This is a genomic window from Shewanella sp. BF02_Schw, assembly GCF_014596695.2.
GTDB lineage: Bacteria > Pseudomonadota > Gammaproteobacteria > Enterobacterales > Shewanellaceae > Shewanella.
In genome coordinates, this window is record NZ_JABKAW020000007.1 from 33,136 (window position 1) to 51,627 (window position 18,492).

The 18,492-nt window shown below is 41.3% G+C and carries 21 protein-coding genes and 1 pseudogene; 16 read left to right on the plus strand and 6 right to left on the minus strand.

The window, feature by feature from the left end; genetic code table 11:
* Position 1 precedes the first annotated feature (1 nt).
* Positions 2–754 carry a DUF481 domain-containing protein gene (locus HNW13_RS20045; RefSeq protein ID WP_174839655.1) on the minus strand — a complete coding sequence of 251 codons (753 nt, stop codon included), beginning with the start codon at positions 752–754 and terminating at the stop codon, positions 2–4.
* 216 nt (positions 755–970) lie between these two features.
* On the opposite strand from HNW13_RS20045, the gene rpsF reads away from it, so the two are divergent.
* From rpsF to rplI, 4 genes are read left to right on the plus strand one after another with little or no spacing between them, the layout of a single operon-like run.
* Positions 971–1,363 (plus strand): 30S ribosomal protein S6, encoded by a 393-nt coding sequence (rpsF, locus tag HNW13_RS20050; protein WP_011638789.1) that lies wholly within the window; start codon positions 971–973, stop codon positions 1,361–1,363.
* A 21-nt stretch (positions 1,364–1,384) separates the two neighbouring features.
* Entirely contained in the window at positions 1,385–1,672 is a 288-nt protein-coding gene (gene priB / locus HNW13_RS20055) for a primosomal replication protein N (RefSeq protein ID WP_011638788.1), read from the plus strand.
* A gap of 12 nt (positions 1,673–1,684) precedes the next feature.
* The gene (gene rpsR, locus HNW13_RS20060; RefSeq protein ID WP_101085203.1) at positions 1,685–1,912 is read left to right on the plus strand and encodes a 30S ribosomal protein S18; all 228 of its coding nucleotides are present in this window, start codon (positions 1,685–1,687) and stop codon (positions 1,910–1,912) included.
* Between the two features lie 45 nt (positions 1,913–1,957).
* On the plus strand, positions 1,958–2,410 hold the full coding sequence (gene rplI, locus HNW13_RS20065) for a 50S ribosomal protein L9 (protein WP_101085204.1): 453 nt from the start codon (positions 1,958–1,960) through the stop codon (positions 2,408–2,410).
* Between the two features lie 847 nt (positions 2,411–3,257).
* On the opposite strand, the pseudogene HNW13_RS20070 reads toward rplI, so the two are convergent.
* A pseudogene (locus tag HNW13_RS20070) lies at positions 3,258–5,441 on the minus strand (S46 family peptidase); the annotation flags it as partial.
* Between the two features lie 130 nt (positions 5,442–5,571).
* Here HNW13_RS20070 and dnaB point away from each other — a divergent pair.
* From dnaB to HNW13_RS20085, 3 genes are all read left to right on the plus strand, one after another.
* Positions 5,572–6,978, plus strand: coding sequence for a replicative DNA helicase (gene dnaB / locus HNW13_RS20075; RefSeq protein WP_101085206.1), 1,407 nt, complete (start codon positions 5,572–5,574; stop codon positions 6,976–6,978).
* 145 nt (positions 6,979–7,123) lie between these two features.
* Positions 7,124–8,242: an alanine racemase gene (gene alr / locus HNW13_RS20080; protein WP_101085207.1), complete on the plus strand. Its 1,119-nt coding sequence runs from the start codon at positions 7,124–7,126 to the stop codon at positions 8,240–8,242.
* On the plus strand, positions 8,226–8,456 hold the full coding sequence (locus HNW13_RS20085; protein ID WP_192114198.1) for a hypothetical protein: 231 nt from the start codon (positions 8,226–8,228) through the stop codon (positions 8,454–8,456). The genes alr and HNW13_RS20085 overlap by 17 nt, the downstream gene beginning before the upstream one ends.
* Before the next feature lie 7 nt (positions 8,457–8,463).
* On the opposite strand, the gene HNW13_RS20090 is transcribed toward HNW13_RS20085, so the two are convergent.
* Positions 8,464–8,931 (minus strand): chemotaxis protein CheX, encoded by a 468-nt coding sequence (locus HNW13_RS20090; protein ID WP_101085209.1) that lies wholly within the window; start codon positions 8,929–8,931, stop codon positions 8,464–8,466.
* A 341-nt stretch (positions 8,932–9,272) separates the two neighbouring features.
* On the opposite strand from HNW13_RS20090, the gene HNW13_RS20095 reads away from it, so the two are divergent.
* Positions 9,273–9,434 carry a hypothetical protein gene (locus tag HNW13_RS20095; protein WP_192114199.1) on the plus strand — a complete coding sequence of 54 codons (162 nt, stop codon included), beginning with the start codon at positions 9,273–9,275 and terminating at the stop codon, positions 9,432–9,434.
* Positions 9,435–9,629: 195 nt separating this feature from the next.
* A complete protein-coding gene (locus HNW13_RS20100) occupies positions 9,630–10,025 on the plus strand; it encodes a cupin domain-containing protein (protein ID WP_182743147.1) in 396 nt (131 codons plus the stop codon).
* A gap of 29 nt (positions 10,026–10,054) precedes the next feature.
* On the opposite strand, the gene HNW13_RS20105 is transcribed toward HNW13_RS20100, so the two are convergent.
* Complete coding sequence (locus HNW13_RS20105) at positions 10,055–10,216, minus strand: hypothetical protein (RefSeq protein ID WP_208062948.1); 162 nt, start codon at positions 10,214–10,216, stop codon at positions 10,055–10,057.
* 49 nt (positions 10,217–10,265) lie between these two features.
* Here HNW13_RS20105 and HNW13_RS20110 point away from each other — a divergent pair, with 49 nt between their 5' ends.
* From HNW13_RS20110 to HNW13_RS20125, 4 genes are all read left to right on the plus strand, one after another.
* A complete protein-coding gene (locus HNW13_RS20110; protein WP_192114200.1) occupies positions 10,266–10,775 on the plus strand; it encodes a hypothetical protein in 510 nt (169 codons plus the stop codon).
* A gap of 465 nt (positions 10,776–11,240) precedes the next feature.
* Complete coding sequence (dusA, locus tag HNW13_RS20115; protein WP_192114201.1) at positions 11,241–12,290, plus strand: tRNA dihydrouridine(20/20a) synthase DusA; 1,050 nt, start codon at positions 11,241–11,243, stop codon at positions 12,288–12,290.
* 733 nt (positions 12,291–13,023) lie between these two features.
* Complete coding sequence (locus HNW13_RS20120; protein WP_059744650.1) at positions 13,024–13,329, plus strand: hypothetical protein; 306 nt, start codon at positions 13,024–13,026, stop codon at positions 13,327–13,329.
* 181 nt (positions 13,330–13,510) lie between these two features.
* Positions 13,511–13,711, plus strand: coding sequence for a PspC domain-containing protein (locus HNW13_RS20125; RefSeq protein ID WP_011638776.1), 201 nt, complete (start codon positions 13,511–13,513; stop codon positions 13,709–13,711).
* Between the two features lie 72 nt (positions 13,712–13,783).
* On the opposite strand, the gene HNW13_RS20130 is transcribed toward HNW13_RS20125, so the two are convergent.
* Positions 13,784–14,521, minus strand: a complete 738-nt coding sequence (locus HNW13_RS20130; RefSeq protein ID WP_182743153.1) for an enoyl-CoA hydratase-related protein — start codon at positions 14,519–14,521, stop codon at positions 13,784–13,786.
* 35 nt (positions 14,522–14,556) lie between these two features.
* Here HNW13_RS20130 and HNW13_RS20135 point away from each other — a divergent pair, with 35 nt between their 5' ends.
* The 3 genes from HNW13_RS20135 to HNW13_RS20145 are packed head-to-tail and all read left to right on the plus strand — an operon-like array spanning position 14,557 to position 16,766.
* The gene (locus tag HNW13_RS20135; protein ID WP_182743155.1) at positions 14,557–15,045 is read left to right on the plus strand and encodes a copper chaperone PCu(A)C; all 489 of its coding nucleotides are present in this window, start codon (positions 14,557–14,559) and stop codon (positions 15,043–15,045) included.
* A gap of 12 nt (positions 15,046–15,057) precedes the next feature.
* Complete coding sequence (locus tag HNW13_RS20140; RefSeq protein ID WP_101085216.1) at positions 15,058–16,029, plus strand: DUF2333 family protein; 972 nt, start codon at positions 15,058–15,060, stop codon at positions 16,027–16,029.
* 2 nt (positions 16,030–16,031) lie between these two features.
* Positions 16,032–16,766, plus strand: a complete 735-nt coding sequence (locus HNW13_RS20145) for a TIGR04219 family outer membrane beta-barrel protein (RefSeq protein ID WP_101085217.1) — start codon at positions 16,032–16,034, stop codon at positions 16,764–16,766.
* Positions 16,767–16,870: 104 nt separating this feature from the next.
* Here the strand turns inward: HNW13_RS20145 and tolC are convergent, their stop codons facing one another.
* Positions 16,871–18,166, minus strand: coding sequence for an outer membrane channel protein TolC (gene tolC / locus HNW13_RS20150; protein WP_162023878.1), 1,296 nt, complete (start codon positions 18,164–18,166; stop codon positions 16,871–16,873).
* Positions 18,167–18,492: the final 326 nt, after the last annotated feature.

Below are 18,492 nucleotides of genomic sequence, written 5' to 3' on the forward strand. Positions count from 1 at the left end.
ATTATTGAAACGTGTACAACAAGTTGAATGTGGTGACTGTATCAGTGTTTTTACTTTCATCAGGCACCACTTCAGTGTACTTGATGTTCATACCGATTTTAAATGCCCAATCTTGAATAAATGTATTTTTATAACTCATATCAAGGGTTAACGTGTTGTTGTCTAAACCTGTTTCGGCTGTTACGTCGGCGTTGAAGCTAGTATATTCTTGCAATTTTACCGTATATTTAGCCGCTGAACGTAATATTACATCACGATTTTCATCAGGGTTTGGCTCAGCAATACTGGCTTGCGGTTGGTCGTAACGATAACCTGGGCCGGCTTCAAGGCTCAATTTGGTTTTATAGTTTTTAATTAAGTCAAAACCGTAACCAGTAGAAATAGTAGAAATACGGGTATAAGAACCAAACTCGTTCCAGGTAAATTCACCACGACCAAATACATAACCACGCTCTAATTTATAGTTAGACTGTAAAAACAATTCGTACTTTTCCGCAGTAGACTCATTTCCATCAGAGGCATAATAAGCCTTTAATGTCGCTTCTTGTTTGGTGCTTGGCGAGTCGTAAGTTAAATAAGTACGGCCGTTAAAGTTTTTAGTTTCGTTGTTACCACTGTTTAGCTGTAAACCAGCTTCAACTTCAGCATTAAAATTACTAGGCGGTTCTTGATAATCTGGTGGTACTAACGCCCATGCCGGAGCAGACAATAAAAAGAGGCAGCATGTTGTGACTATGTTTTTCATGGTTATCATTAGACTGTTTTATTCTTGACGGCGTAAACGCGGTATTTTGGACTGTCGCCATCATACCTGTATTCAAGATTGCTGAAAAGAGTGAGTTAGTGCTTGAGTTTATAGCGCACTTTATGTATCATCGCGCGCTCAAATCAGTCACTTTAATTCGTTCCTTGCCTCCACATTGGTCTGACTGAGCCAGAAAAGAGGCTACTTAACCGTAAGGAGCAATAAATGCGTCATTATGAAATCGTATTTATGGTTCACCCAGATCAAAGTGAACAAGTCCCTGGTATGATTGAGCGTTACACCGGTGTTATCACCGCTGCTAATGGTACAGTCCACCGTTTAGAAGATTGGGGCCGTCGTCAATTGGCTTACCCGATCCAAGACCTACATAAAGCTCACTATGTTCTTTTGAACGTAGAAGCATCTGCAGAGTCTATCGAAGAACTAGAAACAGCTTTCCGTTTCAACGACGCTGTTCTGCGTAACATGGTAATGCGCACTAAAGCTGCAGTTACTGAAGCTTCTCCTATGGCAAAAGCAAGAGACGAACGTGATTCACGTCGTTCACCTTCTGATGACCGTAATGTAGAAGAAAGCGCTGAAGAAAACGCTGAATAATTTTTTGTGAATAATCACTTAATGTTGTCTGGAACGATAACTCGTTCAAGACGATTAGATAGCCCTAGCGGTATAGCCCATGTGGTCATAACGGTAGAGCATAAATCACAACGACAAGAAGTAGAAATGTTGAGAAACGTCTACTGTTTGATTCAAGTGGTATTAAGTGGTCCGCGCTTTGATAGCGTAGCAAATAAATTACAAGCAGGTGTGCAAGTTGATGTTGAAGGGTTTCTTTCACTACAACAAGGGCGAAATGGACAAAACCGTTTAGTCTTGCATGCTGAAAATGTCGAATTGAAAACTTAGGAGACTGTCAAAATGGCACGTTATTTCCGTCGTCGCAAGTTCTGTCGCTTCACCGCTGAAGGTGTTGTCGAGATTGATTACAAAGATATCGTTACTTTAAAGAACTACATCACTGAAAGCGGCAAGATTGTTCCTAGCCGTATCACTGGTACCAGTGCTAGATATCAACGCCAACTAGCTCGCGCTATCAAGCGTGCTCGTTATCTTTCTCTACTGCCATATACTGATTTACATCAGTAATATTGCAGTATTAATTATTCCTAACAGAATATTGAGGATTTGATAATGAACGTTATTTTGCTAGATAAAGTTGCAAACTTAGGTAGCTTAGGCGACCAAGTTTCTGTTAAAGCTGGTTATGCTCGTAACTTCCTTTTACCTTATGGTAAAGCAGTTGTAGCAAACACAGCAAACACTGAAGTATTTGAAGCTCGTCGTGCTGAATTAGAAGCTAAATTAGCTGCTGAATTAGCTACTGCGACAGCTCGTGCTGATAAATTAACTGCATTAGAAGCTGTTGTTATTGCTTCTAAAGCAGGTGATGAAGGTAAATTATTCGGATCAATTGGCAACCGTGATATCGCTGATGCAGTTACTGCAGCTGGCGTAACACTTGCTAAATCTGAAGTTCGTTTACCTTTAGGTGCTTTACGCACTACTGGTAGCTTCGAAATTGAAGTTCAAGTACACGCTGAAGTTAAAGCTGTAGTTAAGATTGCTATTGTAGCAGAAGCTTAATTACTGTTTAGCTCCATAAAAAACACCGCCTCCGGGCGGTGTTTTTTTATGTCTGCGATTTAATCACTAGCCTTGTTAACACCATCTGTTTAGGCCGCATGGCCAGCTGTTTAGGATCTTTCAATGCCAGAGAATATTCCAGTGAACCTCTATTTGATGGTCACTGGAATATTGTTTACCAGGGCTAGTTTGGTTCTTTTTTAGCCGCTGCTTCAGGCGCTACTACAACAGTCGCTTTGGCCGGTGCTTTGGTTGCAACTCCGGCAGCTGCTTCAGGGGCTACTACAACTGCCGTTTTGGCTTGTACTTTGGTTGTAACTTCTGCAGTGGCTTCTGGTACGACTACAACTCCGGCTTTAGCAGATGCTTTGGTTGCAACTTCGGCAGCTGCTTCAGGGGCTACTACAACGGCCGCTTTGGCTTGTACTTTGGTTGTAACTTCTGCAGCGGCTTCTGGTACGACTACAACTCCGGCTTTAGCAGATGCTTTGGTTGTAACTTCGGCAGATGCTTCTGGTGTTACTGCAACCACTGCATTGGTAGGAACTTCAGTCGCTGCTTTTATTGCAACATCGGGTGCAACATCGGGTGCAACTTCAATTGCCGCTTCTGCAGGTATTTCAGTTGCAGTTTCTATTGCAACATCAGGCGCTACTTCAGTTACCGCTTTGGCTGGTGCCTCAGTTGCCACTTTGGCTGGTGTCTCAGTTGCCACTTTGGCTGGTGTCTCAGTTGCCACTTCGGGTGTGACGACTGTTACTGCTTCAGTTGCAATTTCAGGCAATATTTCGGTTGTTGCTATGGCAGTAACTTCAGTTGCTACCTTTGCTTCTCCTTCAGTCTTGGTCACTAAGGTTAACTCTTTTATCAAATTATCAGCGTGATCGACCTTGTCCATCATCCACAAAATGTAGCGAATATCGACATGTACGGCACGGGTAATCGTTGGGTTAAAGAACCAGTCTTTAGTGATGGCTTCATAAGTTGAGTCGAAGTTAAGACCAACTAACTCACCTTTACCATTTAACACTGGTGAGCCTGAGTTACCACCAGTAGTGTCAGCACTTGATAAAAAGTTAACCGGTACAGAGTTAAAATCGGCGGGCTTGTCTAAACAAGACATAAATTGACAACTGCTTTGCTGCTTATATACCGATGTGACGCGATGTTTACCTAAGTCGTCAGCTTTAATTGCCGCTAACAGTTTCGCGGGAGCATTATACGGTGCTTCACCGGTGTTTTTGGCTAGGATGCCAGCTAAGCGAGTAAATGGCTGCTTGTATAATGCATCTTTAGATTGATAGCCATCAACCATACCGTAGGTAATACGTAATGTGCGGTTAGCATCAGGGTATACAGGCCAGTTATTTGATTTGTAATAATCAATAATCGCCTTCATATATTCAGGACGAACAGATGACAATTTACCTGCAAGTAGCTTTTCGCTCTTTTCCAATGCCATATTGGTGTCATGAATGGCCACCGCTAAACGAATAAATGGGTCATCGCTAATCTCAAAATCTTCAGCTCTTTTACTCATCCACGCTAGGCGTTTAGTTTGGTCGGTGAGCTCTGTTAATGCATACAAACCTTCCACTTTAGACTCTAGCTGTTCAAAATTGTCTGAGCTGCTTAAGGCGTTATCAAACACTTCAGTTTTTAACGGTTGTCTTACATAGGCTTGTAAGTCTTGTAACCATAAAATTTTATCGACCACGGGATCGAAGCTGCTATCGATACGTTTAAGTGCTGCTTTAAACATTTTCATATCACGCAGCTGAAACCCTGACTCACGTTGGTCATTGGGTTTCTTCCTTTCTTTAGCTAAACGGTACAGTTTGCTAGCAGCCTGAAGCATTTCGCTTGATTGGGCATTTTTAAAGAAATAATTGGTTTGCATTTGCTGATGTTTTTCAGCAAGTAGTGCTTCAAGATCACTGATGAGATTTTGGTTAGCACCAGGATCTTTTTTAAGCCAAGCGAGAAAGTCATTCTCACGTTGCTGTTTAATACCAACAATATCAGTGGCGTTAAAGCCATCTAATAAGCCATTAAGCTTTTTCATCCGGTTAGCCATTGAGGCCATAGTGCCGGCATATTTAAGCGCGATATCTTTATCTACATCGCCCATTAAGGTAATGGTATCAATTTGCAACTGGTAGCGTTTTGCGTAGGTTGGATATATCCAATCACTGGCAAACTGTAACTCACTGGTTAAGTTGTAACGGCTGGTAGAGCCTGGATAACCGGCCACAAAAATACCATCGCCTGCTTTTACACCGTCTGCGTTCACTTTTAAGTAGCTTTTAGGCTGATATGGCACATTGCCTTTCTTAAACGTTGCAGGCTTACCGTCTTTACCCACATAGGCGCGTAAAAAGGTAAAATCGCCAGAATGACGAGGGTATTCATAATTGTCGATATCGCCGCCAAAGCCGCCAATACTTTTAGGTGGCGCATACACCAAGCGTACATCTCGAATGATTAACTGTTTCGTCAGATAATATTCTAAGCCGTGGTGAAAACTGTTAACTGAGCAACGGTAGTTGTCATCTGATTCGCAGATTTTAATTAATGCTTTTTTATTCGCTTGGATATCTTCAAAGCGTACCAAAGGTTCGGTGCTTAAGTTAGCCATAACGCTATCGGTCACGTTGGTAACTTCCTCGGTAATGTATAAGCGTTCGTTTGGCCCAGCAGAAGGTTCTTCCGCTTGGGTGTTTGCTAAAAAGCCATCTGCGAGGTAATTATGTTCTTTTTTGCTGTTATATTGTATGCCGCGATAAGCACAATGATGGTTTGTGACAACTAGGCCTTGGGGGGATACAAAACTGGCGGTACAATACCCCAAACTGACGACAGCATTCATTGGGTACTGTCCCAAATCTGCCAGTTGTGATGCGGGAATATCAATACCACGTTGCAGGAGTTTGTCGGCAATGGATGGCATTTGATACGGTTGCCACTGGCCTTCATCGGCAAAGGCAAAACCAGATGTCAGCACAAGTGCTGCAACAAGTGCTATACGCATGTATTTTCCTTAAATAATTATTTTATTTCCGTTTGACGGAGCTGTTATTCTAATCGGTCATGACGGCAAATTAAGCTAGACCACGGTGTTATACCATATTTTATAAAGACGTTGGAAATTGGGAGTGTTAATGTCACAGCAAGGTGCTTTTAAAGCAAGAAACAGGCAAAGAGATGTAGAAGTTAATGCATTAAAATTGCCTCCTCATTCAATAGAAGCAGAACAATCCGTTTTAGGTGGATTGATGCTAGATGCTGAAGCGTGGGATCGTGTTTCTGAAGCGGTTGTGCCAGAAGATTTTTATTCTCGTTCTCATCGAATGATTTTCACGGCTATGCAACGTTTAATGGAATCGGGCCAACCGCTGGATTTAATTACCGTATCCGAACAGCTCGAAATTGAAGATCAATTAGACGATGCTGGCGGCTTTGCTTACTTAGGCGAAATTGCCAAAAATACCCCCAGCGCCGGTAATATTTTATCTTACGCAGACATTGTGCGTGAACGTGCCGTAGTACGTGACATGATTGCCGTTGCCCACGAAATTGCCGATGCGGGTTATAACCCAGAAGGCCGTGATTCAAGTGCATTATTAGACTTGGCTGAAACCAAAGTCTTTAAAATCGCAGAAATGCGTACCAATGCCAATGAAGGCCCGGAAAACATTAAAAGCATTCTTGAAAAAACCGTCGATAGAATTGAGCAGCTTTATAACAATCCCCATAACGGTGTGACAGGTGTTTCAAGTGGTTTTAATGATTTAGATAAAATGACCGCAGGTTTTCAGTCTGGCGACTTAATTATTGTAGCCGCGCGTCCTTCTATGGGTAAAACCACCTTCGCGATGAACTTGTGTGAACAAGCCGCCATGAATGAAGACAAGCCAGTGCTTATTTTCAGTCTCGAGATGCCGTCAGAACAGATTATGATGCGTATGTTAGCCTCGCTTGGCCGTGTAGACCAAACCAAAATTCGTACAGGTCAATTAGACGATGAAGATTGGGCGCGCGTGTCTTCAACCATGGGTATCATGCTTGAACAAGGTAAAATGTACATCGATGATGGCTCAGGGTTAACCCCAACCGAAGTGCGCAGTCGTGCCAGACGTATTGCGCGTGAGCATGGCGGGTTATCAATGATCATGATCGATTACCTGCAATTAATGCAGGTACCGTCGTTAAAAGATAATCGTACCTTAGAAATTTCAGAGATCTCTCGTTCATTAAAAGCCTTAGCCAAAGAATTAGAAGTACCTGTTATTGCATTGTCGCAGCTTAACCGCTCGCTAGAGCAACGAGCCGATAAACGCCCAATTAACTCTGACTTACGTGAATCGGGTGCGATTGAGCAGGATGCCGATTTAATTATGTTCATCTATCGCGACGAAGTGTATAACGACAGCTCCGAAGATAAAGGCACCGCAGAAATCATTATCGGTAAGCAACGTAACGGACCTATTGGGCGTATTCGTCTGGTATTCCAAGGTCAATTCTCTCGCTTTGATAACTATGCTGGGCCGCAATTTGAAGAAGATTAATCATTGATTAGACTGTATTTGTGTTTTTAGTATCGTTATTTATGATATTAGTTTATCTCTGTTAATGAGGTTGCATTCATGGCCCTAAACCTCTTAACAGACAGCAAGCCGCGCCATGTTATTTATTGTTAATTAAGGCAACCTATTGAAACCTTTTCCTCGTGCAGAAATCAGTCGTTACGCATTGCAAAGTAACTTGGCACAATTGCGCCTTATTGCGCCCAATAGCAAAATTATGGCAGTGGTTAAAGCCAATGGTTATGGCCATGGGTTATTAAATGTGGCTGAAAGTGTCGGCTTATTAAATTATGTAGAAAGTGTCGGCAAGTATCATGGCGGCGCAGATGGGTTTGGTTTGGCAAGGCTTGAAGAAGCATTGCAACTCAGAGAAGGCGGCGTAAAAGGTAAGCTTTTATTATTAGAGGGTTTTTTCCGTCAGTCAGATTTACCCACACTAGTTAGTCATAATATCGATACTGTGGTTCATCATGAATCGCAATTGCAAATGCTTGAAACTATCACGCTAGATAAGCCTGTCACCGTATGGATAAAAATTGATACTGGCATGCATCGTATTGGCTTTAGTCTTGAGCAGTTCGACAGTATTTATCAGCGTTTGCTGGCTTGTCCGCAAGTGGCTAAGCCGATTCATTTAATGACTCACTTTGCCTGCGCCGACGAACCCGATAATATCCTTACTCAAACGCAAATGAATGCCTTTGAGCAATTGATTAGTGGCTTAGAAGGCGATCGCACCTTAGCAAATTCTGCAGGTACCTTATTTTGGCCAACAAGCCAAGCCGACTGGATAAGACCCGGCATTGCGCTTTATGGTGTATCTCCGGTAGTAGGTGATAGGGGCGTTAATCATCGATTAATTCCGGCGATGGAATTAGTATCCAATCTGATAGCTGTGCGCGAACATAAAGCCGGCGATAGTGTCGGCTACGGTGCAACTTGGACCGCTAAAAAAGACACTCGCTTAGGGGTTGTTGCCATTGGTTATGGTGATGGTTACCCACGTAATGCCCCAGAAGGCACACCGGTATGGATTAACGGCCGCCGAGTACCGATAGTTGGTCGAGTGTCTATGGACATGTTAACCGTAGACCTAGGTGCCGATGCACAAGATAACGTCGGCGATAGTGTTCAGCTGTGGGGTAAAGCGCTTGCAGTAGAAGAAGTGGCCGAACACATTGGTACCATTGCTTATGAATTAGTCACTAAGCTTACGCCACGAGTGTTGGTTGAACTGCTCGATTGAGCATGAGATTGATATAAACAATGCCCAATACGTAGATAACGTGTTGGGCATTGTTGTTTTAGATACTTTTTTAGGTGCTGTAGTTTTAGATACTTTTTTAGGTGCTGTAGTTTTAGATACTGTTGTTTTAGGTGCTGTAGTTTTGAGGCTCTGTTTTTTTAAGAATTGGGTGCCAGCGTTAGATTCAGTTTTTCACTTTGGCGTTAACTTCTAATGTTTGATTAAGAATCCTCAAAGCAAATTTCAATAAAAGCGTTACCGAATTCGTGGCTAAAAGGCATCATGATTTTTTTACCGCGCGCTTTATGAGAAATAGTATGGTTTTTACCAGACACCACAGCCGGTGTTGCCATATCAAAGTCGTAACCTTTTTCGCTGAGTAAGTTTTTGGCACCGCCAGTCACCATGTTAGTTATTTCACCCACTAAATCAGTTACTTCATCATTAATAACCCCCGGTTTTTCACCAAGCATTTTATTCATAATTTCAAGGATAAGTGATTGCTCAAAAGTAATCGACAGCGAACCGCGAGTTTTAGGACCCACCATACCAATCAAGCCAGATACGTCACCTTTTGCAAGGTCATGGTTTTTTAATTGAGGTTTACCAGGCTTAAGATCCATTGTTGCCATGGTAGAGATTACATTGATTAAAGACACAAGAAATGGGTTGATGAATTCAACGTTCATAGGCAAAGCAATCCTTCTACATTTTAAAGGGTGGCATAGTATATAGAGAGGGCATAAAGAGTGCGTAACGCTACACGGCCCTATCATTATAGTAGCTGACTAACACAAATACTGACTATATCAGCAAAGTAAAATACAGGTTTAAGCTTAGAGCACAAAAAGGAAATTGATAGTGGCATTAACGGTAAAAATATTTTTATACAGTTAATTCATGTAACAAAAATCTAGAATGAGCCATTAATTTACTATGGTCGGTCTAACGCTACAAGGGCTGAGCTGAGCATCAATTGATTGCGCTACTGACTAAGGTGGTTTCTAGTTGGAGCTAATATTGATTACCCATGCACTTAAAAGTAATTAGCGCGACAGCGAAGACTGCAAACGTTGATTATCCAATGATGATAAATTCGGTTAATGCCACATCAAAGCGAGGCTCACCAACGGATAAGCACAGCAATAGCTATGCTCGTGCGCTTCTTTTCCATTATACCGATGTTGGATAGTTCATTATGTTAAGTCGCTGACTGTAATTGTAATGATTCAGTTTGGAATTTCTATTAGCTAGTTCATGTTTTTAACGCTGTGTTGGTTACCTGAAAAGCTAAGATGATTTAATCGCTTTACATCAATAAGATGGCAAATGTAGGATAAATCAATAACGCAATGACTAAACGTCATGTACCACAAGGATCGAGCAAGTGTCGAAATCTGTAGCAATCACAATAAATGATCAATTTTCACGAGTTGATTTTCTGAAACATAGAACGCCAGAAACCACTAATGAACAAGCAAAAAATGCTTTTGCGCTATTATCTGAATATAGAGACGGTGGAATATATATCGCTCATTATTCCGGTTTTAGTGAGTGGGAGAAACACCCAAAAGGTGATGAGTTCGTTCAGATTTTAGGTGGAGAAACGACATTAGTCCTTCTAGTTGATAACGTAGAGCAACGTTACCCTTTATCGACGGGGCAAATGTTGGTTATCCCCCAAGATGTTTGGCACCGTTTTGAATCACCAGAAGGTGTTAAAATTATGACAATAACACCGCAACCAACAGAGCATAGTATCGAGAAGCCAAACGGAACATAACAAATAACGATAGGTCGGCTGAAGCCGTATTAAGTACCCATTAGCGCGAGCAGCCCGATTCGGTTAAGCAAAAATGCTGTCGTGAAATGTGCCGTTGTGAAAGGTAGTAAGAAGATAAACCTTGGATTACTCTGCGTTTTTGCAACCTTAAGTTCTTGTTGTGGCTTAGGTTTTATGGTTTTTAATTTCATGAGAAATCATATCGTTGTACAATAAAAATAACTAAATAAGAGGTGTTCTATGGATGGAAAATCATTAATCGTTATTTTAATAATGGTGTCAGCTTCAGCTTCTGCAGAAGTCTATAAGTGTGCAGATGGTAAGTATCAAGCAGACCCGTGCGACGACCAAAGCGAACTGTTAGATTTAAGTAATGTAGGCAGCGTGGTTGCACCATCGAGAGGTTACCCTGAAAGCCTAACTAACGAGACCATAGATGCAAGGCAGCTGGGTAGTGCTGTTAATGCGCGTGATAAAAAAGCTGAAATCGCTCAATACTTACGTAAACAAAAAATTGAACGTGACATTAGAAACCTCGAAAAAGAACGGAAAAAAGCGTTCAAAGATCGTGATGATAAAATCGATCAATTGCGTACCACTGGTAAGCGAGCTAACAATAATTTAGCGGGTGCAACTTGGCAGCAAAGTCTAGCGCAAGAAATGACTGCAGTTATGCAACAGGGAAGTACAGAAGTCGAATCAATTGATCGTCAAATATCTGCACTTAGGTCTGAATTAAAACAACTGTAAACCAAACAAACTAATCAATAACCGTGGCTGCCAATAGCGAGTCTCTCTTTACGCGAATTAAGTAACGCTACTGACGTGTATTATCAGCTTTATCACGTTTATGAATGCTATAAGACACCATAATTTGGGTTCCCCACTTTCATTTGCCCAATGCATTATGGTTCCCCTGGCCTCTAAAAACGTGTAAAAACGTCTTAAAATGTGTGAAAAACTCAAAAACGTGAGAGGTGTTAATTCAGTGAATACAACGTCAAAGCTAGCCATACCAACGTATACACTCTATCGCACCGTGATCTTTCCCTAAATCAGTAGACACTTGCTTCTCGATGATGGGTTAATGATATAATTAGCCATTACTTAGCGCAGCCCAGTTGTTTTAGCCTAATTTATGACTTTTTTACTGGCTCCTTGTGCAACAACGATTACCCAAAATGCAGCTAAAAAGGTGCATCAATACCGCAAATTATGAGTATAAAGAATTCAGTGAATACAACACCAAAGCTAGTCATACCAACAGATACGCTTGATCGCACCTTTTCCATAGCGCCGATGCTGGATTGGACTGACCGCCACTATCGTTACTTTGCACGCCTTATGTCGAGCAAAGCCTTGTTGTATACCGAGATGATCACCACGGGTGCTATATTACAAGGTAAGGGCGACTATTTAGCTTATAACGAGCAAGAGCATCCTGTAGCGTTACAGTTGGGTGGCTCTAACGCTGTGGATTTAGCGGCGTGTGCCAAATTGGCTGCTGAGCGCGGTTATGATGAAGTGAACCTCAATGTAGGGTGTCCGTCTGATAGAGTGCAGAACGGTCGCTTTGGTGCGTGTTTAATGGCTGAACCTGCGTTAGTAGCGCAATGTGTTGATGCGATGAAGCAGGTAACCGATATTCCGATCACGGTAAAAACCCGTATTGGGATTGATGAGCAAGACAGTTATCAGTTTTTAACGGATTTTATTGAAACCGTGAGCGCTCAAGGTTGTAGTGCATTTACTATTCATGCGCGTAAAGCCTGGTTACAAGGGTTAAGCCCGAAAGAAAACCGTGAAATTCCGCCGCTAGATTATGATCGGGTTTACCAGTTAAAGCGTGACTATCCACACTTGAACATTAGCATTAACGGTGGCATTAAAACCCTTGAAGAATCTAAGCTGCATCTAACCCAGCTAGATGGAGTGATGGTGGGGCGTGAAGCTTATCAAAACCCCTATATATTGGCGCAAGTTGATCAGCAATTGTGTGGACTCGATACAGTGGTGATTACTCGTCAGCAAGTGATTGAGCAAATGTTGCCGTATATTGAGGCTCATTTAGCCCAAGGCGGTCGGTTAAACCACATTACTCGTCATATGATTGGTTTATTTCAAGGATTGCCGGGTTCACGTGGCTGGCGTCGTCATTTAAGTGAGAATGCTCATAAGCCTAATGCTGATATTGGGGTAGTGCTTAAAGCCGCTGAGTTTGTTGATGCCGAAGCATTGGCCAGTGACGAATCGACTTTGATATAACACTTTATATTAATAGGTTATATCGAGAAGTTATATCTCGAGGTATTTCAATTAAATACGTTGTCAAATAAACGCCCAGACGGTTATATTAACAATAGCCGTTAGCATATCAAAAGCGTCTTTTATTAGGCGCTTTTTGATTTTTAACTCGCTTGTAAAATCAGCTCGAGAATCCATAAAGCCTGCTAGACAAAAGTGGCCAAGACAATTACCTATGATAAGACCTAGAAAGACTAGACCGTCACTGACTATTGTCAGTAACTATTGTCACGAATCCAGTTACTAAACCTGTCACTCACGCAATCATTTTCTCAATTATTAACACATCCATTATCTCAATCATTAACTCTGCCAGCGTAACCATCACATTCATCAACTATTAATCTCGCCGTTAATTTAACCTCTACTTCAGCCACTCATCTAAGCACTTACTTCGCTGTAGCTTTTCGGTGGGTGGTAATATTGGGCTATTTCTGACGACGTTTTAGTCTTGCTAAGATGCTTAATAAAAATCACTGGTCATTTTCACTAACTATATGGTTAATTTTACTACCTGTTGGTTTTTTGCTCACGACTTTAGTTCAGTTATATAAACTATAATTAATTTATTTGGTTTACAAATTAAGTGGTTAGAGTGGTTTTTGAAAGTTGGCACGCAGCTTGTAATACCTATTGTGTAATCAACTAGACGGGTGTTTAGTTGCCATTAACCAACACAAGAAAGGATGCCATTATGTCTACATTAACTTCAACCAACGTGATTCGCCGTAGTGTTCAACTATCAATTGCTGCAGCATTATTGGTTACCGCCAGTGTTTCGGCACAAGCAGATGAAATTTCAATATCTAATACAGTCGCTGCGCTAGAACAGAATATGACGCAAGCGAGCCAAGAGATGATTTCAAATGTGAAGCAAGAGTTAATGCTGTCGTTGCAAACTCAAATTGCTGAACAAGTTTTTGAAATTAATTCAGCTTTAGAGTTTGCTAGCTTTGAACAACCACAAGTGAGTACCGCTGTAGCTGCTGAGAATAAGTAATGGATGGGGCGATGAATATAGGCTTGGTGCTGCCATTAATGTCGTTATTGTTATTGCCAGTTATCAGTTTTGCATTGTGTGCGATGTTAGTCAGCTGGCTGTTTTGGCCAAGCATTAATGACCAAGCTTAATCTTAACTCATTGCTTTTAGAATAAACCTTATTAAGTACGAGAGGATAATATGAACCGTTTAATCAATAGATTACAAGATGAAACTCGAATTGTATGTGGCGTATCTGCGAAGTTAGCAAAACAATATGGCTGGTCATTACTTTGGACTCGTATTGTGACAGTAGGATTAGTGCTAACCAATCCAAGTATTAGTTTACTTGCGTACTTTGTGATTGCAGTGGTGATGAGTCAAAAAACATCTCGATTTTAAGGCTTGCCCAGTAATGAGTAAGCGGGGGAAGTTTGATTACCCCGCAGATAGGTTATGTATTGATGTATGTGGTTATTTTTTTAAGAAAGCTTGGAAGCGTTGTTTTGCTTCGTCACTTTGTAAGCGTTCAGCAAACTCAACTAATTCTAATTTCATCTGAGCTTTAACTTCTGCCTGGTTATGACGTAAAAGCCGTTTTGATGCTTGCATAGATAATGGTGGCAGAGCTGCCAATTTTTTTGCTTGCGCTAGACTGAAGCTAATGAGCTCGTCTTGCGCAACCACGCGGTTAATAATGGTTAATTTTTCAGCCGTCTCTGCATCAAAGGCTTCGCCCAGTAAAATCAGTTCAGCCGCTTTTTGTTGGCCAACAATTAAGGGTAACAAGATGCTTGAGGCTGCTTCTGGTACTAGCGCTAAATTGACAAATGGCATTTGGAATTTAGCCTGATTGTCGGCGTACACTAAGTCGCAATGCAATAGTAGAGTTGTTCCTATTCCCACAGCCGCTCCGGTTACCGCTGCAACCACAGGCTTTTTAAGATCTAACAAACAAAACAAGAATTTAACGGTTGGATGATTGTCATCTAAGGCACCACTTTGCAGAAAATCGACGATATCATTGCCAGAGGTAAAACAGTTTTCGGTACCATGGAACAGAAAGGCACGAATATCATTGTCGGCTTCACCTTGGATCAGGTATTCTGTGAATTGCTGATACATTTCTAGATTAAAGGCATTGCGCTTTTCTGGACGATTAAAACTGATGATACGCACGCCTTGATCATCTCTTACCTGAATATGACTCATTCGTAGCTTCCTGTTGTGAACGCGAGTGGGATTACATGGAGTTTAAGACATTGAAAGCAATATTCAAACATCTGTTTAACTTTTTAGTGTTATCATCATTATCATTCGCCGCCACTGCTAACGTTGTCCTGGTCGATGGACATGTTAGAGCTATGCCAGCGAGTGTGCCTAATACCGCCGCTTATTTTACGTTAGAAAATCATAACAACAGCGATGTTAAGTTAGTTGAAGTGAAGACCAGTGCGGCAAAAGTAGCGCAGTTACATACAATTTTAGAAGAAGATGGCATGGTTAAAATGCGTCAAGTCGAAGGGTTTACTATACCGTCTCACGGTTCGTTAACACTTCAACCTACTGGCGACCATGTGATGTTGTTGTCGTTAACTGCGCCATTGGTTATTGATGATAAAGTGCCTTTAGAATTAATTTTTGAAGATGGTCAACATCTTATGATTGAGCTTACAGTGCTTAAACAGACCGCGGCTCAACATGATGAACATGTCGAGCATCATCACCATCATTAAGGAGCAATATTGATGCAAGTAACAAGGAATAAAATTTTAGCCGTTGTTGGTGTGCTGGGTTTAGTACTTTACTTTGTTAGCGTGTGGTGGAGCGTTGAGCCGGATCCCATTAAGCCGGTCTCGTCGCAAACCGATAACGGTAAGTTAATTGTGGGTTATGCCACAACGACTGCATTAATTGATACCATGGAAACCTTGCTGGATAAACCAGGTGGTTGGCTATCTAATGATATTATGCCTCCGTCGGTAATGATGGATAACATGCCTGCATTTGAATTTGGTGCATTAGAGCAAGTGCGTGATTTAGCACTGACTATGCGTAAAGAGTTTAGTCGTTCGCAGTCGCAGTCGACGGCGGACACTGATTTGTTAGCCGCTCATTCGAAGTTAAACATTGGTCATACTAGTTGGTTAGTGCCAAGTGCTGAAGGTGAGTATCGTGATGCGATCAAATTATTGAAACTTTACCGTGCTAAAATCAACGACGCTGATAACAATAATGCTCAGTTTTATGCTCGTGCAGATAATCTCAATGAATGGTTGAAAGAAGTTCAGAAACGCTTAGGCAGTATGTCGCAACACTTATCTGCCAGTGTGGGCCAAGAACGCTTAAATACTGATTTAGCAGGTGATAAGTCTGCGCGTCAATCTACACCGGGTTTATCGAGTAATGAAATTAAAACCAGCTGGTGGAAAATTGATGATGTATTTTATGAAAGCCGTGGTTCAGCCTGGGCATTATTGAATTTTATGCGGGCTATTGAAGTTGATTTTGCCGATGTGTTAGAAAAGAAAAACGCTGAGGTCAGTTTACGTCAAATTATTCGTGAACTTGAAGCAACTCAGCAAACAGTTTGGAGCCCTTTGGTTCTTAATGGAAATGGTTTTGGTTTAGTGGCTAATCACTCGTTGGTGATGGCTAATTATATTTCGCGTGCAAATGCCGCGGTAATTGATTTAACTAATTTACTCTCACAAGGATAATGATGAAAAAGACTCTTCTTGCCACAGCTGTAGTGGGCCTTTTAAGTGTGTCATCGGCTCATGCGGCAACTGTATTGGGTTTTAAAGTAGGCGCCGATTATTGGCAGGCAGACACCACAAATGCATTTAATGATGATAGTGGTGTTGCTCACAGCTTTAATGATGATTCTTCACAAGGTAGTGTGTGGATTGCTGTTGAGCATCCATTGCCGTTTGTGCCTAATGTTAAAATTCGTGAAAACCGTCTTGAGTCGAGCACGAGTCTTGCTAATGCCGACTTTAACTTTAACGGTCACAATTTTACTGGCGAAACCTCAGTGACTAATGACTTAAGTAATACTGACTTTGTATTGTATTACGAAATTCTTGATAACGACTTAGTGTCTGTTGATTTAGGTGCGGCATACAAGTTAATGAGTGGTTCATTACGTGTTGCTGATGCAGGTCACCCAGAAGAGGTGGATATCGATAGCGGTATCGTGATGGGATACGCCAGTGCACAAGTCGGCATGATTGGTTTAGGTTTGTTTGGCTTTGCTGATGTAATGATCGGTGTAGATGAATCTAATGTATATGACTACGGTGCAGGTTTAGGATGGCAGTTTGACGGATTAGCTGTCGATACTTCTATCCGTGTTGGTTACCGCGAGTTCAATTTTGATGTAAGCAACTTCTCTGGTGTTTCTCAGAATACTGACTTTAGTGGTGCATTTGCTGGTGTTGAATTAGTTTTCTAATTCGGTATCGAGCTTAACGATTATATAAATAATTGTAATGCCTATAAAAAAACCGCCAATTGGCGGTTTTTTTGTGGGAGCTTATTTTTGTGTAAGCTTAGTGCTTATTGAGCAATAAGTCCGCTGTTAATCGAGATAACATCATCTTCGTTCAACGTACCCGCAGCCTGTTTAAGCGCTAATATAGAGTTAATATAACCATAACGAGCTTCAGATAGTTGACGCTTTGAATCATATAAGTCGCGTGTACGGTTTAGCACATCAACAATTGTACGCGTACCCACTTCAAAACCAGCTTGGGTTGCTTTTAGCGCGCTTTCAGATGAAATAACTGATTGCTCATACGCTTTGATTGAACTGATAGACGCATTCACGTTGTTAAAGTTATTACGCACGTTTTTGGTAACGCTACGATGAGTTTGCTCTAATTTCTCGCTAGCTTCCACATATCGGAATTGCGCTTGCTTCACTTGAGAGGTGACTTTAAAGCCTTCAAAAATTGGAATGCTTAACGTGATACCAACATTGCTGTTGTCATAATCTGGACCAGGCGTTTGATCAACGCCTTTGTTGTAACCAGCATTGAAGTTCAATGAAGGCATATGGCCAGCTTTGTACAATTTAATGGTTTCATTGGCGATATCTTTAGCGATACGTTGAGTCATTAAATCGATACTATTGGTTTCGGCCATTTTTAACCAAGCAGCAGACGATGCTGGGGCAGGTGTAACGGCTGAAAAACGGTTAGTATCAAGAATATCAATTGATTTATGATCTATACCAGTAATTTCACGTAATGTTTCGTAGCTATTGTCTAGGGTATTTTGAGCCAAAATTTCTAATGCTGATGCTAAGTCATATTGTGCTTGAGCTTCATGTACATCAGTAATTGCGGTTAGGCCGACTGCAAAACGTTGCTTAGTTTGTTCAAGCTGACGTTCAATGGCGGCTTTTTCTGCACCTTGGAACTCGTAGTTATCTTTAGCCGTTAATACGTCAAAGTACGCTTTAGTTACGCGAGTGATTAACGATTGTAATGAAGATGCATAAGTTGAATCGGCTTGAGATGCTGCCATTTCAGCAAGATCTAAACCAACCCATGCACTATGATCGTATATAACTTGAGTTAAGCTAACACCACCCGTTAATCCGTCGGTGTCTGCTAAAGGATCGTTCCACGCTTTGGCATAACCAACGTTTGCACTGATGGTAGGCAATAACGGTGCACGGTTTTCTTGAATACTCTCGTATAACGCATCACGTTGTGCTTTGGCTTGTAAAACGATAGGGTCGCTAGTGAGTGCTTGCTGATATATTTGAAGTAAATCGTCAGCTTGTACTGCTGGTGCTGCAATAGCAAATGCTAATGCTGCGTATAATGAACCAATTTTGAATTTCATTTGCTGCCCTTTTTAGACAATTCCTCGGTAATTTGAGGTGTTGATTAACTTATAATTTGGTCATGCTCTTGGTTAATTGAATGATTTATCATCATTTAATCTTAACGCGGCAATCAGTGTTAACTCACTTGCTTAATGAATATGCACAATAATTTACAGATGATAGCGTCGTTCAATGTCGACATATCATCGTTGATTACATATTGCTCACAATATATCGATTATGTCATGTCGATTACTACATATTGTGCACTACTTAATAGTAGTGATTTTTTCATTTTCAAGTCAAATTTGAAGTGTAACAGATTTTATTTTAATTAGACCCG

Coding starts and splice junctions, on each gene's coding strand:
- rpsF (WP_011638789.1), top strand. CDS start 971: ATGCGTCATTATGAAATCGTATTTATGGTTCACCCAGATCAAAGTGAA.
- dnaB (WP_101085206.1), top strand. CDS start 5,572: ATGTCACAGCAAGGTGCTTTTAAAGCAAGAAACAGGCAAAGAGATGTA.
- HNW13_RS20110 (WP_192114200.1), top strand. CDS start 10,266: ATGGATGGAAAATCATTAATCGTTATTTTAATAATGGTGTCAGCTTCA.
- HNW13_RS20090 (WP_101085209.1), bottom strand. CDS start 8,931: ATGAACGTTGAATTCATCAACCCATTTCTTGTGTCTTTAATCAATGTA.
- HNW13_RS20140 (WP_101085216.1), top strand. CDS start 15,058: ATGCAAGTAACAAGGAATAAAATTTTAGCCGTTGTTGGTGTGCTGGGT.
- HNW13_RS20045 (WP_174839655.1), bottom strand. CDS start 754: ATGATAACCATGAAAAACATAGTCACAACATGCTGCCTCTTTTTATTG.
- HNW13_RS20105 (WP_208062948.1), bottom strand. CDS start 10,216: ATGAAATTAAAAACCATAAAACCTAAGCCACAACAAGAACTTAAGGTT.
- HNW13_RS20095 (WP_192114199.1), top strand. CDS start 9,273: ATGCACTTAAAAGTAATTAGCGCGACAGCGAAGACTGCAAACGTTGAT.
- HNW13_RS20145 (WP_101085217.1), top strand. CDS start 16,032: ATGAAAAAGACTCTTCTTGCCACAGCTGTAGTGGGCCTTTTAAGTGTG.
- HNW13_RS20135 (WP_182743155.1), top strand. CDS start 14,557: ATGGAGTTTAAGACATTGAAAGCAATATTCAAACATCTGTTTAACTTT.
- rplI (WP_101085204.1), top strand. CDS start 1,958: ATGAACGTTATTTTGCTAGATAAAGTTGCAAACTTAGGTAGCTTAGGC.
- tolC (WP_162023878.1), bottom strand. CDS start 18,166: ATGAAATTCAAAATTGGTTCATTATACGCAGCATTAGCATTTGCTATT.
- HNW13_RS20130 (WP_182743153.1), bottom strand. CDS start 14,521: ATGAGTCATATTCAGGTAAGAGATGATCAAGGCGTGCGTATCATCAGT.
- priB (WP_011638788.1), top strand. CDS start 1,385: ATGTTGTCTGGAACGATAACTCGTTCAAGACGATTAGATAGCCCTAGC.
- dusA (WP_192114201.1), top strand. CDS start 11,241: ATGAGTATAAAGAATTCAGTGAATACAACACCAAAGCTAGTCATACCA.
- HNW13_RS20125 (WP_011638776.1), top strand. CDS start 13,511: ATGAACCGTTTAATCAATAGATTACAAGATGAAACTCGAATTGTATGT.
- rpsR (WP_101085203.1), top strand. CDS start 1,685: ATGGCACGTTATTTCCGTCGTCGCAAGTTCTGTCGCTTCACCGCTGAA.
- HNW13_RS20120 (WP_059744650.1), top strand. CDS start 13,024: ATGTCTACATTAACTTCAACCAACGTGATTCGCCGTAGTGTTCAACTA.